Annotated in this window: 16 protein-coding genes and 1 pseudogene; all 17 read right to left on the bottom strand. The window is 38.2% G+C overall.

Annotated elements, in window-relative coordinates; translation table 11 throughout:
• Positions 1-31: 31 nt before the first annotated feature.
• The 17 genes and pseudogenes from QRX23_RS02345 to QRX23_RS02265 all read right to left on the bottom strand — a co-directional run bounded on the left by QRX23_RS02345 (position 32) and on the right by QRX23_RS02265 (position 16,091).
• Positions 32-199 (bottom strand): HeH/LEM domain-containing protein, encoded by a 168-nt coding sequence (locus QRX23_RS02345; RefSeq protein ID WP_258182385.1) that lies wholly within the window; start codon positions 197-199, stop codon positions 32-34.
• Positions 176-589: pseudogene (gene rplT, locus QRX23_RS02340) on the bottom strand (50S ribosomal protein L20); the annotation flags it as partial. The pseudogene rplT and the gene QRX23_RS02345, both read right to left, overlap by 24 nt.
• Before the next feature lie 66 nt (positions 590-655).
• Positions 656-850: a 50S ribosomal protein L35 gene (gene rpmI, locus QRX23_RS02335; RefSeq protein WP_002828932.1), complete on the bottom strand. Its 195-nt coding sequence runs from the start codon at positions 848-850 to the stop codon at positions 656-658.
• Between the two features lie 25 nt (positions 851-875).
• Positions 876-1,409, bottom strand: coding sequence for a translation initiation factor IF-3 (gene infC, locus QRX23_RS02330; RefSeq protein WP_050755328.1), 534 nt, complete (start codon positions 1,407-1,409; stop codon positions 876-878).
• A gap of 175 nt (positions 1,410-1,584) precedes the next feature.
• Positions 1,585-2,004: a transcription antitermination factor NusB gene (gene nusB, locus QRX23_RS02325; RefSeq protein WP_002828934.1), complete on the bottom strand. Its 420-nt coding sequence runs from the start codon at positions 2,002-2,004 to the stop codon at positions 1,585-1,587.
• On the bottom strand, positions 2,004-2,438 hold the full coding sequence (locus tag QRX23_RS02320; RefSeq protein ID WP_131473831.1) for an Asp23/Gls24 family envelope stress response protein: 435 nt from the start codon (positions 2,436-2,438) through the stop codon (positions 2,004-2,006). The genes nusB and QRX23_RS02320 overlap by 1 nt, the downstream gene beginning before the upstream one ends.
• A gap of 102 nt (positions 2,439-2,540) precedes the next feature.
• Positions 2,541-3,107, bottom strand: coding sequence for an elongation factor P (gene efp / locus QRX23_RS02315; RefSeq protein WP_002828936.1), 567 nt, complete (start codon positions 3,105-3,107; stop codon positions 2,541-2,543).
• 183 nt (positions 3,108-3,290) lie between these two features.
• Positions 3,291-4,634: a glucose-6-phosphate isomerase gene (locus QRX23_RS02310; RefSeq protein ID WP_002828937.1), complete on the bottom strand. Its 1,344-nt coding sequence runs from the start codon at positions 4,632-4,634 to the stop codon at positions 3,291-3,293.
• A gap of 124 nt (positions 4,635-4,758) precedes the next feature.
• Positions 4,759-5,793 carry an aldose epimerase family protein gene (locus QRX23_RS02305; protein ID WP_330155812.1) on the bottom strand — a complete coding sequence of 345 codons (1,035 nt, stop codon included), beginning with the start codon at positions 5,791-5,793 and terminating at the stop codon, positions 4,759-4,761.
• Positions 5,794-6,007: 214 nt separating this feature from the next.
• Positions 6,008-6,952 carry a GRP family sugar transporter gene (locus QRX23_RS02300; protein ID WP_040761108.1) on the bottom strand — a complete coding sequence of 315 codons (945 nt, stop codon included), beginning with the start codon at positions 6,950-6,952 and terminating at the stop codon, positions 6,008-6,010.
• A 126-nt stretch (positions 6,953-7,078) separates the two neighbouring features.
• A complete protein-coding gene (locus QRX23_RS02295; RefSeq protein ID WP_330155811.1) occupies positions 7,079-7,981 on the bottom strand; it encodes a sensor histidine kinase in 903 nt (300 codons plus the stop codon).
• Between the two features lie 17 nt (positions 7,982-7,998).
• The gene (locus QRX23_RS02290) at positions 7,999-8,727 is read right to left on the bottom strand and encodes a response regulator transcription factor (protein ID WP_330156118.1); all 729 of its coding nucleotides are present in this window, start codon (positions 8,725-8,727) and stop codon (positions 7,999-8,001) included.
• 194 nt (positions 8,728-8,921) lie between these two features.
• Positions 8,922-10,163 (bottom strand): cytosine deaminase, encoded by a 1,242-nt coding sequence (gene codA / locus QRX23_RS02285; protein ID WP_330155810.1) that lies wholly within the window; start codon positions 10,161-10,163, stop codon positions 8,922-8,924.
• A gap of 25 nt (positions 10,164-10,188) precedes the next feature.
• Positions 10,189-12,270: a DNA topoisomerase gene (locus tag QRX23_RS02280; RefSeq protein WP_330155809.1), complete on the bottom strand. Its 2,082-nt coding sequence runs from the start codon at positions 12,268-12,270 to the stop codon at positions 10,189-10,191.
• A 39-nt stretch (positions 12,271-12,309) separates the two neighbouring features.
• Entirely contained in the window at positions 12,310-13,668 is a 1,359-nt protein-coding gene (locus QRX23_RS02275) for a cytosine permease (protein WP_330155808.1), read from the bottom strand.
• Positions 13,669-13,831: 163 nt separating this feature from the next.
• A complete protein-coding gene (locus QRX23_RS02270; RefSeq protein ID WP_330155807.1) occupies positions 13,832-14,884 on the bottom strand; it encodes a mechanosensitive ion channel family protein in 1,053 nt (350 codons plus the stop codon).
• A gap of 220 nt (positions 14,885-15,104) precedes the next feature.
• Positions 15,105-16,091: a GMP reductase gene (locus QRX23_RS02265; protein ID WP_330155806.1), complete on the bottom strand. Its 987-nt coding sequence runs from the start codon at positions 16,089-16,091 to the stop codon at positions 15,105-15,107.
• Positions 16,092-16,156: the final 65 nt, after the last annotated feature.

Below are 16,156 nucleotides of genomic sequence, written 5' to 3'. Positions count from 1 at the left end.
AATATCATAGCGTTTTATTACTTACTAAGCATTAAACCAATGCTAACAAGTCAGCCTTCTTTGCTGAAGAAGCAAATTCAATACCGTTTTCTGACAAGTATGCCTTAATTTCAGCAACAGTGTTCTTATCAGTTGGCTTTGAAACAGACTTTGATGCAGCTTTTGGTGCAGCAGCGTTGATAACAACACCCTTTTCCAAAGTAGCAGCTGACTTTTCTGCAACAACTTGACCGTTGTCAGCCAAAGCCTTCTTTGCTGATTCAACCAAAGCTGAGAAAGCTTCAAAGTCTGAAACAGCTAGTTCTGCCAACATCTTACGGTTCAAAGTTGAACCCATCAATGACAAACCGTTCATGAAACGTGAGTATGACAAACCGTTCATACGTGCACCAGCATTAATACGTGCAATCCACAACTTACGGAAGTTGCGCTTTGTTTGCTTACGGTCACGGAATGCATAGAACCATGACTTCCAAACTTGTTGCTTAGCAACTTTGTAGTTGATATGACGTTGACCACGGTAACCCTTGGCCAACTTGATCATCTTCTTACGACGTGAACGCGTAACGTTACCACCTTTAACTCGCATGGGTATTTCCTCCAGTAATTTCTAATTTTTTATTCGGAACCAGTTATAATTATTAAAAATTAATAATTAACGGCTCAACAAGTGCGTATATGTCTTCAAAGTTGTGTGGTTCATCATTGAAGTTCCACGCAATTGACGACGTTGCTTCTTAGTCTTACCGTGGAAACGGTGTGACGTATAGGCGTTAGCTGACTTCAACCCACCATTAGCAGTCTTCTTGAAACGCTTTGCTGAAGCGCGGTGTGTCTTATACTTAGGCATTGATATGTCCTCCAAACTGGTTTAATTACTTAGTCTCTTTGGGTGCAAGCACCATAAACATGCTGCGCCCTTCCATCTTAGCTCTTGATTCCACCTTTGCGATTTCTTCAAGATCCATTGCCATACGGTTCATTACTTCACGCCCAATTTCCTTGTGTGTGATAGCACGTCCGCGGAAACGAATTGACACTTTAACTTTATTACCCTTATTTAAGAACTTGATTGCATTGTTCTTTTTGGTATTAAAGTCATTAACATCAATAGTTGGGCTAAGACGAATTTCTTTAATATTGACAACTTTTTGATTCTTTCGTTGCTCACGTTGCTTTTTCTGAGCTTCAAATTTGAACTTACCATAGTTCATAATCTTTGCTACAGGTGGTTTCGCGTTGGCTTGCACCAATACCAAATCCAAATCCGCATCGTCAGCAAGGCGTTGTGCATCTGCTGTTGACATGACACCTTGGTCACCGTCATCAGTAATCAGACGAACTTCACGAGCACGAATGCGATCATTGATTAAATCTTTTTGTTGTTGTGGTTGGCGTGCGTTTGCTATGATCCTTACCTCCGAAAAAACTTGCGATAAAGTAAAAGCGGCTTGCCGTTACACACGACAACCCGCCATCTATCATCTTTACGATAAAATGATTAACCTGATAAGTAATCTTAACTAGGTGAATAGCGGGTATGCCATTACTTTATTTCCTAACAAATATTAATTATACACTGGGTTAATTTAAAGTCAAGGACTTGTTTAGAATACCGTTGATGAATTTGCGCGACTTATCATCAGTAAAATCATGGGCCAATTGTAAAGCCTCATTAACCGCAATTTTAGCCGGCACATCCGTAAATTTTGCTTCATACAAAGCCAGACGCATCAAAACTAAATCAGTTGTATTTAAACGATCCAATGTCCAATCTGATGATAAATGATCCGTAATCATTAAATCCAGCTCATCTTGTTTAGCTACAACTCCTAAGACAACTGAAGTTAAATCTGCTGGTATTTCATCTTCCCAAGCAATTTCAGGATCGCCTACTAAAACTTGGGTAATTGTCGTATCAACATCTGCTGTTGGATTCAAAGCTAACCCAAAAAGTGATTGGAACGCTGCTTGACGAATTTGGTGTCGATTTAGTTCGGTCATTATTTGGTTCCTTCCGTGTCTGATTCTTCACCAAACAAATTGTTAACATCAACAGAACTAGTGGTTTTTTGTGAAACAACACCTTGTACGTGGACATTAACGAGGTTCACTTGTAATTCTGTCATTGCTGCAACCTGTGAGGTTACTCGTTGCTGAATTGCATGAGATACTTTCGGTACGCTCACACCATAGTTAAGGTATACGTATACATCCACAGTTAAGCCATCTGCAGTTTGCTGTAATGCGACACCCTTACCATGGACACGTCGGCCAAACGCCTCTTGTGCACGTTCAGATAATGAACCAGATAAACGAGAAACGCCTTCGACTTCTTGTGCAGCTAAACCTGCGATAATCTCTAACACGCGCATACTAACTAATGTTTCACCAGAAGCCTCACTTGAGTGTGTTAATACGATTGTCTCCTCTGCCATACGGAACTAACCTCCCTAAGATAGTTTGAAAGCGCCGGCCGGCTGCCGGTCGGCGCTTTCTCAATTGATATAGTTAATTATACCCAATTTTGCCAGTAAAGACTAGGCACGTGAAGTATATGATCCACCATTGTCAGTATTAACAACAAGCTTGTCACCTTCATTAATGAAGTCAGGCACGATGATAACCAAACCAGTTTCCATCGTTGCGGGCTTACCACCACCATTAGCAGTTGCACCCTTGATACCTGGTTGTGTTTCCTTAACTGTAAGTTCAACAGTCTTAGGTAGTTCAACATCTAAGATTTCACCATTATAAGTTGTAATCTTAACGCTCATGTTTTCTAGCAAAAACTTCAATGCATCAGCGATTTTGTCTGCTGGAATAGAAATTTGCTCATATGTTTCATTATCCATGAATACATGTTGATCACCATCAGCATACAAATATTGCATATCCGTTTGGTCAATGTTTGCCGTTTCAAACTTGTCACCAGGACGGAAAGTTACTTCGTTTACTGCACCTGTACGTAAGTTCTTCAACTTTGAACGTACAAAGGCTGCACCTTTACCTGGCTTAACGTGTTGGAATTCCAAAACGCGCCAGATTGATTGGTTATACAAAATTGTTAAACCAGTTTTCAAGTCATTCATACCAATAGTTGCCATGATTGAATTCTCCTAAATTTATGTCTTTCTGAATTATATTATCAGTTTTCTCCGCTAAAAACCAGCTTTATATATATTTTTAACAGAATGTTTTTTAATTCTTTGCTCGTCAAAAAAAATTACACACCAATCAAAAAAATCGAAACAACCCTGCTTCGATTTTTAAACTTCTATTTTCAAGAATTACAAACGTGCTTGTAATGATTCTGTCAGTTCTTCGTATCCTGGCTTACCAAGCAAACCAAACATATTGCGCTTGTATGCCTCGACTCCCGGTTGATTGAACGGATTAATACCATTCAAATAACCTGAAATACCAACAGCGACCTCAAAGAAATAAATCATTTGTCCCAAAGCAAATTCATTTTGCTTATCAATCTCAACAATCATGTTAGGTACGCCACCATCAACGTGGGCAAGCATAGTTCCTTCAGAAGCCGTGCGATTAACATAGCTCATTTGCTTTCCTTGCAAATAACCCAATCCATCATCAGCATCCATCGTTGGAATGGTTACGTCAGTGACTGGTTCTGTGACACGAATCAACGTTTCAAACAAATTGCGACGACCGTCTTGAATATATTGTCCAAAACTATGCAAATCAGTAGAGAAGTTTCCAGATGCTGGGAAGATTCCCTTGCCATCCTTACCCTCTGACTCTCCTTGCAATTGCTTCCACCACTCACCAAATTGTGTCAAAGTTGGATCATAATTAATCAACAATTCCGTTGTATAGCCTTTACGGTACAAAATATTACGGTAGGCTGCATACTGGTAAGCTGGGTTTTTTGATAAATCAGCATCTGCATATGCCTTTTCACCAGCTGCCGCTCCGGCCATCAATTGTTCAATATCACCACCACCAACGGCAATTGGTAACAATCCAACTGCTGTTAGTACTGAGAAACGCCCACCAACACCATCTGGCACAACAAATTCTTCGTAACCTTCTTCATCCGCTAAGGTCTTCAAAGATCCCCGGGCAGCATCCGTCGTTGCATAGATACGCTCACGGGCACCTTCAACGCCATACTTGTCTTCTAACAATTGCTTAAATACACGGAAAGCAATCGCTGGTTCTGTCGTGGTACCAGACTTTGAGATAATGTTAACAGAGAAATCACGATCACCAATTAACTTGATTAAGCTATTCAAGTATGCTGGCGCAATTGAATTACCAGCAAACAAAACTTGTGGGAAGTCACGATCTTCATCACGATAATAATTAGCAAAATAATCATTAAGGAAATCATTAGCTGCACGCGCACCTAAATATGATCCACCAATTCCAACAACAACAAGCACTTTTGAATCGCTCTGAATTTTCTTAGCAGCTGCTTGAATTCGAGCAAATTCATCTTTGTCATATTCTGTTGGTAGGTGCAGCCAGTCTGTGTACTCAGCACCAACACCAGTTCCCTGACGTAATAACTCATCTGCAACACTAACCATCGGTTGCATCATTGATAACTCTTCTTCTCCCACAAAAGAAGCCAACTTTGAAGTATCAAATGATAATGTGGTCATAATTAAATCCTTCTTCCTCTATATCGTTGTATTACTATTTTTTATATGCGGTATAGACCAATTATAGCTTTTCCTAGTAAAAAATGAAAGTGTTTCCATGTAATCTTTTACACAATATTTTAGCTTAATCTAAATTCTTGAACTTATAAACCGTGCGATAAGTTTGTTTCTTACCTGCAGGCAAAACAATATCCCCAAATCCTTCATGATTAATCGCATCTGACAATGTCTGTGCTTCCAACGCAATTGCATTATATGGATGCTTGTCAAACCACTCACGATCACCTTCATGATAAGCAACTTCTGGATCTGCAATAAAGAAGATAATAGCATTTCTGTCTGAATAAACCTCAATACTACGGCCAGACTTAGGATCTGACACCACTGCAGCCGGACGACCAGCAACTTGATTGATTTCAAAAGCATTATCAAATTTCACATCATATGGACCATCTAACTTAGCCAAATTATCACCAATTCTAGTTGGTTTGTTAAAATCAAATGGTGTATTTGCATTATCCAGGAAGTTTCCAGTTGGTGTTGTATCTTCTGGACGTAATTCCAAACGACGTTGTGAATGAATTTGCAAATTCAAATCGCGAGCATCAGTGTCAATACCAGCTGGATTGAAGTATCCATGGCTAGTTGGATTAAATAAAGTATCTTCATCTGATTCGGCAGAGAAAGTCAAAGACACTTCATCATCATCAGAAAATGTATAAGTTACTGATGTTGGCATTGTACCAGGGAAATGATCAATTTCTTCAGTCATCGCGGTTGTAAATGTTACTGAATTTGTCGCCTGATCAATCGTATAATCCCACATCCGATTTGAGAAATTATCTTTACCACCGTGCAACGCATTACCTAATTCATTATCTTTCAAATGATAAGTCTTACCATTCAACGTAAATTTTGCGCCTGTAATACGGTTACCTACGCGACCAATAACGTCCCCAACTGAATATGCTTGTTCCCATAATTTGTCAGTCGTATGTAATCCAACCATCAAATCTTGATTATCATTTGTTTTAAAGAATTGCCATGTGGCACCCCAATTTGTCACCCCAATTTTATGACCATTTTTATTTTCAATCACAATTTGCTCTGCAATTTCGCCATTTGGCATCTTACCAATTTCATGAACAGTTACTGTCATTATTGTTCCCTCTTTTCAATTCCCCTAAAATATCCATCTATAAAATTCCAATATACTTGTATTTTAACACATTATTTTGCACGCAACTGGATATAAATAAACCGTTTTCATAACGATTATAACCTCATCATAAAATAAACAAAAAGTTCTAGAAAGAATTTGTTTTAAATTCTTTCTAGAACTAATCTTAGATTGTTTTGTTAAACATATGAAATTATAATTTTGCAATTAAAATTGCACCAACAACTACCAAAACTGATCCAATTGCAATATACACCATTTGACGTGGTGTTTTCTTCTCTTTTAGTAAGAAAATTGCACCAAATGTACCTACGATAACACCCGTTTGTGATAAGGTTGCAGCAATTGCTTGACCAACATTTGGATTGGCAGCTGAGATAAACATGAAGACATTTCCAAGTCCCCAAACTAAACCAGTTACCATATTACGCCAAGTTCCTTTTTCAAACATTGTCTTACCCTCTTTCATAAAGAAGATAACAATTACTAATGCGCCTAGAACTTGTCCAATTGATTGTGGACCAACAATTGCCGTCATGTAGTCCAAACCTTTGTTTTGATTATGTACATGATCAGTAATATACCCAACTTTATTAAGTAAGTTAGGAAAGATAAAGTACAACATATATCCTAATGTTGAAATTAGAATAGCAATTGCACCACTTTTCGCTTCATGATTAGCAGACGCTGTACCTGGTTGTGCAGAATCTGGTAAGGCTGTCAAAACAGCACCCAAACCAACGGCAATAATAGCGATTGTTCCAAACAACCACATATGCCCAGTCTGCCATTCTCCCAACACAATAGCGGCCAATAATGCATTACCAATAATTTGACCTGCAGTTGACAATGGTTGCCCAATTGAAACACCTAATTTTTTATAACCAACAAATTGGCCTGCAGTTCCAACCGCCCAAAAAATTCCAGAAACGAAACCAACTAACCAAATACGTGGATTAAAAGCAAACGACATGCCGGAATTTGGAATAACAAAAACACATAGGGTCAATAAACCAAAGACTAATGATCCAAAAGTCATTCCTAATGTTCCTTGAGCAGCCGTACCACCCATTTTTGTGGTAACTAAGCCCACTGATCCCCACGCCAATGCCGGAATCAATGCAATTAAAATTGACATAATATCTCCTTCACAATTATTCAAAAAATATTCACAACATTGAACGATAACATAGTAAAACTTCAAAAACAATGTATCCGTTATCATTTTTATGATATATTTTTGAATCAAATGTAAAATGAGTTATTAATTAATTTTTGATGGTAATAGAATTTCAAAAGTTGTGCCAATTCCTAACTTAGATGACACTTTTATCTCACCATGATTGGCACTAACTAGTTGTTTGACAATCGCCATCCCCAACCCAGATTCACCACGTTTCGTACGTGATGGATCAGCCTTATAGTATCGCTGCCAAATTTTACCTAACTGGTCTTTAGTCATTCCTATCCCAGTGTCCGAAATGACAATATGTGCTTGTCCGGCTATCTCATCAACTGCCACCGTAATAATGCCATTTGTTGTAAATTGGATGGCATTGGCTAAGATATTCGTTAAAATTTGTGCGACTTGATCTGGATCTGCATAAACGATTACGTCTTGTTCGGTCAAATCTTGAATCTCATCACCAACTGACTCAGCTTGCTTAGTCAATTGTTCAATTTGACGTCGAATAACTGAAACAACACTAAATTGTTCAGGTCGGTTATCTAGTTGTTGTTGTCGTAATCGCTCATATGAGAGCGTTGACTTAATTAACCTTGTTAATCGATCTGCTTCTTCTTTGATTAAATCATAAGAATGTTGTTGTTCATCTGGACTAATCACGCCATATTGCAAGCCTTCAGCAATACCTGCAATCGTTGTAAGCGGTGTCCGCATTTCGTGTGAAGCATTTGACAACATTGCCGCTTCTTCATCACGCTGTGCAACAATTTTGTTTTTTAAAAACTTTATCTCATGCTGTTGTTTTCCTAATAAACTAACTTGTTTTTTAAGCAAGATTAGACCATAAACGCCAATCACTGTTATCAAAGTTAATACTAAAATGGTAATCAATTCATTCAAATGGCACAATATCAACAAAGCCGCCAATACAAACATCAGAATTAATATAATTAACAATTTTTCAATGTGCCCTTTTTTCATTTGCTCATCTCTAATCGTTATTTCATTGGTGTTTCAGGTACATTTGAATCATCAAATTTGTACCCCACACCCCAAACAGTTTGGATCACTTGAGGACCAACTTTTTCAATTTTTTGACGTAGTTTCTTCACATGAGCATCTACAGTGCGTTCATCACCAAAATACTCATAATCCCATACTAATTGTAGTAGTTGATCACGTGAAAACACCTGCCGTTGCTTTTTTGAAAGCACACGTAATAAATCAAACTCTTTTGGTGTTAAATCCGGAATCAACACATCATTTAAATATGCTTCCCGTGTTCTTGAATTTAACTTAAATGTTCGTGTTTGCACATCAAAATCATCAATTACGCCTTCTTCATGACTGACAGGTTGCATCATTGCCCGCCGATGAATGGCTTTGATTCGTGCAATCAATGTAATTGGACTAAATGGTTTCGTAACATAATCATCCGCACCAACATCAAAACCAAGCACCTGATCTGAATCAGAATCGCGTGCTGTTAGCATAATTAAAGGCACCTCTGCAGACACTTCTCTAATTTTCATAGCAACTTGCATGCCATCAACTTTTGGAAGATTCAAATCCAAGATAACAGCATCCCATGCCTGTGCATTCTCGTTAAATAACTTAAGTCCTTCTTCACCATCGTAGGCATTGGTGACATCCCATTTTTCTTTTTTATAAAACATCCCCATCATTTCTGACACGGATGTATTATCTTCTATCATTAACAATTTCATGTTTTTACCTATATCCACCATCAGCACTTTTTTGTTCCATAAATCTTTAATTTCTATTATACAACGATGCTTCTTAAAACTTTTCAAATCGTTATTTCATCACTGCAACACTGACAAACATTTTTTGCCTAAAATACCATTAATGTAAGGAAAAATAGGTTGGAACAAAAGAAAATGTCCCAACCTATTTCACCTTATTTTGGCAAGTTTACATGCACTTCTGCTGGCTTTGTTTCTACTAAAACATGCCCTTCATGAACAGAATATAGTAATTCTGCTCGTTCATTCAAGGCATCATACCAATTAGCGGCATTAAAGATTAAGAAGTTTGCTGGCTTCCCCACTTCAATACCATAATTCTCCGCAACCTGCATCGTCCGCGCACCTTGACTAGTAATAAAACGGTATGAGTTCATGATTTCTGTATAGCCCATTATCTGTGTTGCATGCAACCCCATATGTAAGACATCCATCATATTACCGTTTCCCATTGGATACCAGGGATCCTTTATGTCATCTTCTCCAAAGGCAACATTCAATCCTTCAGCATCTAATTCTTTAACACGCGTTAACCCACGACGCTTTGGATATGTATCAAAGCGCCCACCTAGATACATATTAATTAATGGATTAGCAACAAAATTAATATCAGCCATTTTTAATAGTCGCATAAGTTTAGAAACATACGCATCATTATAAGACCCCATTGCTGTCGTATGTGATGCTGTCACCCGCTCCTTCAATCCTGTCTCTAATGCTAACATGGCTAATGTTTCTAAGCCTCGTGATGCTGGATCATCAATTTCGTCTGTATGTGCGTCAATCAACAAGTGATACTTCTTAGCTAAGTCAAATGCAAAATGCAATGAGTCCACTGAGTATTCACGAGTAAATTCAAAATGAGGAATCGCACCAATTGCATCTACTCCCATTTCAGCCGCCTTGGTCATCAATTCCTTACCATTGGGAAAAGATAAAATACCCTCTTGCGGGAAGGCAACTAACTGTAAAGTCATCCAAGGCTTAACTTCTTCACGCACTTCTAGTAATGCCTTTAAAGCAACTAAATCTGGATCGGTCACATCAACATGTGATCGGACGAACTGTAGTCCGTGCGTCGCTTGAATTTTCAAAGCCGCAATGGCTCGCTGCTTAACATCCTCATGGGATAAGGTCTGCTTACGTTCACCCCAAATTCGAATACCATCAAACAAAGTACTGCTCTCGTTCCACTCGGGTTGTCCAGCAGTCATTGTTGAATCTAGATGAACATGCGGATCAACAAAGGGTGGGATCATTAATTTTCCTGTTGCATCGATAACTTGTTCACCCGCAATTGGTGTTAAAAAATCATCAATTGCAGCAAACATTCCATCTATGATCCGCACATCCTGCAATTTTTCAGCATTTTCAATCACAACTTGTTTAATTAACATACCTAATCTCCTTATTATTTACCCTTTATTTTTTTCTTGGCTTTAATTTAAAACCATAATATGAATGCCCTTTATATGTTTGTTTTGCTAAATAACCGGTTGCTGTATAATTTTTTCCACGTTTTGTTTTCGCCTCAAAACTAATTTCATCACCACTAAGCAAGTGTTGCAATTCTTCATCCGAAAAAGTATGGTCACTCCACGTTTTGGCAAAACTAATCTCTTGACCGTTAAATTGCCCTTTAATTTTTTCAGAGCTTTTCTTTATTGTTCCCGCGTTTTTAATTTTGGGTTTCCCTAATTCAACAACCAATTGCTGAGCATTTTCAACCATGATTGGCATGTCATGCTGAACAACTTGGGTTACTGAATCTAACGCTTTTGCCATCGTTACCTTAAATTCACCGACTTCGTTCATTATTTCAAATAACCTTTTGGTAATTTTAGGAGATGCAATCCACGTTCCCGCAACCATAATAGCAGAAACATTGCCGGTTTCAGTAAGCGTCAGACGCCCCCTTTTTTCAGTCATCATTTTACGATTTCCCTGACTCATCTCCGACAAAGTTGAAACACGTGTCGCTCCAGTTCCAACATTATTTTTTTCCAAAAAGGCCATTAACCACTTTGTTGTGGGATAACTTGGCTTTTTATTAGTGCCCTCATAGATGTACGGATCTGCTTTAGGTCCGACTGTTGCATCATTTTGCGCTTCATCAACTTGATTATCTTGTAAAGCCTGCTGTGCATCATAAACAAGTTTATAATTTTTGGCGATTGGTATATTAAATGCTGTTTTGAAGCTAGGATATTGCTTCAATTCTGCTGTTACATGATCATAAATATAATCTTCGGCCAACATCGCCAAATAATTTTTAGCTAAAATTTCATAAATTGCAGCGGCACTCCCACCATATTTTGATAGTGCTTGCATACTTGTTGGTACATTCAATCCGGGACGATTAGCCCCATGTGACCCTTGTGGTTTGACATGCGTTGCACGCGGTTGTCGATGCGTCAAAAGTTGTTTATCAACGCCAACCAAGTGAGCAATTTGATCAACTTTTGGTAACAGTTCTGCAAATTGTTCTGGGGTGACCGACTTATCATCAGTTCTTGGGTACGAAACAATTTGTGCTTCATACATTTTCTGATACGTTCGCAACACCTCTTTACTGTCATAGCCCTGTGGCGCCAAAATTGCTGCCAGACCAGCTAAATCTAATAATTTATCAGGAGCTTGTCGCCGTTTAGTATGCTTTTCGTTAATGACATCTGCCGGTTGATAATTTTGTTTTTCAACCTGAGCAAGTGCTTCTTCAGCATACCGCCAAGCAACCTGATCATCTTTTGGCAACGAACGTTTAAATATGTGCCCAGCTGGATCCTTGAAGCGAACCTCATAAAAAGGCTGTTTCACATACTGCTTAATTTTCTGCATTTGCTCGTAAATTTTCCAAACAATCACTGATTTCAAACGACCTTCACGCGCTACAACTTTAAAGCCAGCTTTTTTAGCAGAAGTTGTTGCAATTCTCGTCAATTGCATGGATGCAAAATCCCAGCGACTGCGAGTTTCCCCTTTTAAGTACGCACCATGCTTTGTCTTATCTGAAACGTCATTTAAATTAGCCATCGCTTGTCTAATGCTTTTAGGCGCCTCATCGACAAAATTTGCACGTAGTACTTTTCCCTGCCACTTAATTGCATCGATGACCTCCCATGCCAGCAAATCACCTTCTCCTGATGGATCTGTATCCGTAGCAATCACAATGGCATCATAATTTCGTCGACTTTCTTGTTGTAAGTCTGTCAGCTCTGTTTTCGTTGATTTTAAACGACCGGTTCTTGGTTGACGCTGTTTTAAATACGTGCGCTGCCAATTCATCTGTGTTAATTGCCACGGTAAATATTTTAACGTCCAAGATTTATAAGCCGTTCGTAAATCTTCAGTAACCATCTCCTCTGGCTCCTTAAAAGTCATCATGTGACCATGAAGATTAACAATTTGATAGTCATATCCAGCATATTGACCTGACTTCCCACCTAACGCTTTTATAAAATTTTTAGCAGCAGATGGCTTCTCTGTGACAATTAAATATTTCATCTGAATTCAATCCTTAAAGCAAAGTTTTATTTGGCAATATTACTTTTCTTTACTATTAAATAGCCAGGTTAACCCATAATAAATTATCCCTGAAAAAAGCATTGCCACAAAAGTTACACCAATCGTTTCACTTAACCATGAAACTGATTTTAAACTAAAGTATAGCACGATACCAATTACCCAAGAGATAATTGCCAACCAATTCAAACCACCTTGATACCAATATTTACCGTCTATTTTTGTAAATTCTGACAACTCATATTTTCCTTTTCGAATCACAAAATAATCAACTAAAAAGACGGCAATTTCTGGCCCTAAAAACATACCAATATAGTCTAAGAATGCCGTGAAAGCATCCAGGAAAGTCGTAAACAATAATGGAATGAACGATACTGCCGTTGCGATCAATGTGACAATCCATAAAGCAGGCGTTAATTTTAATTTATGCCACATATTAGTCAACGCAGAGCCAGCCGCCATTAAATTAACCGCATTAGCAGTCGTTGATGTAATGATAATGACAAGTAACGCAATAATTCCTAATCCCAATTTAGATGCAATCGTTGATGGATCCGAATCATTTGGATCGAATGAGTGATTCATCACAGCAGTGCCAATCGTTGCTAGCAATCCAATAAAGGCAAAGCCAAACAAACCGATATTCGCTCCCAAAAATGACCAACCGGTTGCCCCAGAATTTTTCTTAGCAAACCTAGAAAAGTCAGATGATGCTGTCACCCAAGCCAAATTAAAGGCCGCTAGAATATCAATTGCCGTTCCTGAAGAGATACGAACTGACTTAGGCGGTTGCCAGGCAAAAATTTGATTTAGTGAGACATTTTGAAAGACAACAACTGCCTCCCAAACAACAAAAATAATGACCAAAATAATACCAATTCGCTCAATCAGTCGCACAGACTTTTCACCTAGCGAAATAGAAGCTAAATGTAACAATGACATAATAATAATTCCGACGACTAGACCTGCTTTACCACCATTGGCGTAAGCTGTCCAACCTAATAAGTCCTTGAAAATTACCGAAATTGATATTGCTGCAATAAAAGTATTAGCTGCTGCCCACCCAATAAATTGGACAATGTTAATTACTGATGGGCCAAACGACCCCTTCAATCCAAACGATGCTCTTGTTAAGGCCATCATCGGTAGCCCTGTTTTATATCCCATGTAAGAAGCTAACGTGAGAAATAGATATGACATAATTCCTGTCACAATTAGTGTCGTTGATGCTGTGTACATACCTGCCGCTGCAATCACACCACCAATATACCAGGTACCATTATTCGCATTAGCACCAATCCATGTCGCAAACATATCCCAGTTTGACATTGTTCGCTGGTTCTCACTTATCGCCTGCACCCGTCCAAATTCTTTTGCCATTTTTTCTCCTTAATAAAGGTATAAAAAAATCGCCCCACAAATATGGCGCGATTTAAATTAGTTATCTCGTTTATAACGCGCTCCTTTGTCAGCTCTCGTCTGACTATTAAAAAAGCAATATTTTATTGTGTTAAACTATACCGTTTTCTGAATTTGAAGTCAATCATTGTTGAGGCATTTGTTTCGTATTAACTGATAGCTGTATATTATGTGCCGCAAGAATTCGCAATACAATCATATTAAGATCAGCCCGTGCTCCCGGAAAATCAGTATCTGGGAGCATTTTCAAGAATACATTAACATTAAACTCATACCCATAAGGCGTTACCTGATTAATAAACGCCTTAGCTGTGCCTTCTTCAAAACGATCATCCACTAATAGCTTTCTCATTGTTTCTTCTGAAACAGCAATCAATTCCTTGGTATCTGTTTTCAAAGATAAATAAAAAACTAATGGGATTTTACGTATTTCTACTCGTGACCAATTGGTAATTGGTTCGTTGGAAAGTGTTGCATTTGGGACAACCACTAATGCCCCGTCTAAGGTACGCACTAAAGTCGAACGAAATGTAATGTCTTCTGCAATTCCTGCAACGGATGGTGATTCAATATTATCACCAATTTGAAATGGCTTTTCAGTAATAATGATAATGCCACCCAATAAATTTTTAATTGGATCCTGGGCGGCCATTGAAACAGCCAAGCCTGCCAAACCTAATCCGGCAAACACACCATTAACGTTAATACCCCAATCAGACAAAATCATTGTGATCGTTAATGCCATCACAACAAATTGTAACGTTCGCTTTAAGAATGGCATCACAATCGAGTCAACTTCAACATGAATTTTCGCACCAAAATATTGGAACAAATCAGTGAGAGATGACATTAATGAGTATAAACCATATCCCACACTAAACATCAAAACCGATTTATTAATTGCATCGACGTATTGAAGAATTAAATGTGGTGCTCGAGCAGTATGTAAAGCCCAAACAAATCCAGCAAATAAAACTGCAATTTTTACAGGCTTTTCAAAAGCAACAAGCACATCTCGCCAAATTGCGAATCGCTTAGACAATCTCTTTTCAATTTGATAAAAGATGACGCCAACAATCCCTTTAGTTACAATAATTGTCAAAATAATAATTAACAAAGCGAGTCCAAGTGCCTGCCAATCAAAGTTATTGATTAACCATTTTTGTAAAAGCTTCATACAAGACTCCCTTCAATTTTTCTATAACAATATCATACCTAATTTATTAGCTTCATAAAACTAAAAGACAAACTTCTTCGCAAATTCACAAGATTCGAAAAAGAGCGCGCGAGACAAAAATCGTTTTGCAGCCGGTGGGTAACGTGATTTGCGCCATTTTTGACTAAAAAAGTTGGAACAGTTCTTTTTGTCCCAACTCCTCACGATTGTCAAACGATTTTTAGTATGAATCACCATTCACAATTGAATTTTTAACAACGACATAGTCAACATATCTTAAGTCACGTAATTGGCGTCCACCAGCGTATGAAATAGATGATTGCAGATCTTGTTCCATCTCATTCAAAGTATCCTGAATCAAGCCACGATAAGGTACCAATAACTTCTTACCTTCAACGTTCTTATATTCACCCTTTTGATATTGAGAAGCAGAACCAAAATAAGTTTTATACTTCGCACCATCCAACTCGACAATGTCACCTGGTGTTTCAGCATGGCCAGCGAATAGTGAGCCAATCATTACCATTGTGGCACCAAAACGAACTGACTTTGCAATATCACCATTATAACGAATGCCACCATCAGCAATAATTGGCTTCTTTGCAGCCTTAGCGCACAAACGCAAAGCTGCCAGTTGCCAGCCACCAGTTCCAAATCCTGTCTTTAATTTGGTAATGCAAGCCTTTCCAGGACCAACCCCAACTTTCGTTGCATCTGCCCCAGCATTTTCTAAATCACGAACTGCTTCAGGTGTTGCAACGTTTCCAGCAATAACAAATGATTCTGGCAAATTTTTCTTGATGTACTTGATCATTTCAATAACTGAATCTGAGTGACCATGGGCAATATCAATTGTAATGTACTCTGGTACTAAATCTGCAGCTTTCAACTGATCAATAAAGTCATATTCTTCTTGCTTGACACCAACAGAAATGGAAGCAATCTGGCCTTCTTCATGAAAAGTTCGCACGAAATCCAGACGTGTTTCTGGGTTAAAGCGATGCATGACGTAAAAATAACCTGATTTAGCCAATTTCATTGCCAATGCATCATCAATAACGGTTTGCATATTTGCCGGCACGACGGGTATTTTAAACGTGTGATTTCCTAACTTTACTGATGTATCAGCCTCTGAACGACTATTAATAATACATTTGTTTGGTATTAGTTGAATATCCTCATAGTCAAAAACGGTCGTAAATTCCATATTATAAACTCCTAAGCATGAATGTTCGTGTTTTTAAATTTTATTTATTATTTTAACCACCATTA

This window comes from Weissella paramesenteroides (genome assembly GCF_036327715.1).
GTDB classification, from domain to species: domain Bacteria; phylum Bacillota; class Bacilli; order Lactobacillales; family Lactobacillaceae; genus Weissella; species Weissella paramesenteroides.
Note: the sequence above shows the minus strand (reverse complement) of the source record. Positions and strands in the feature narration are given on the sequence as shown.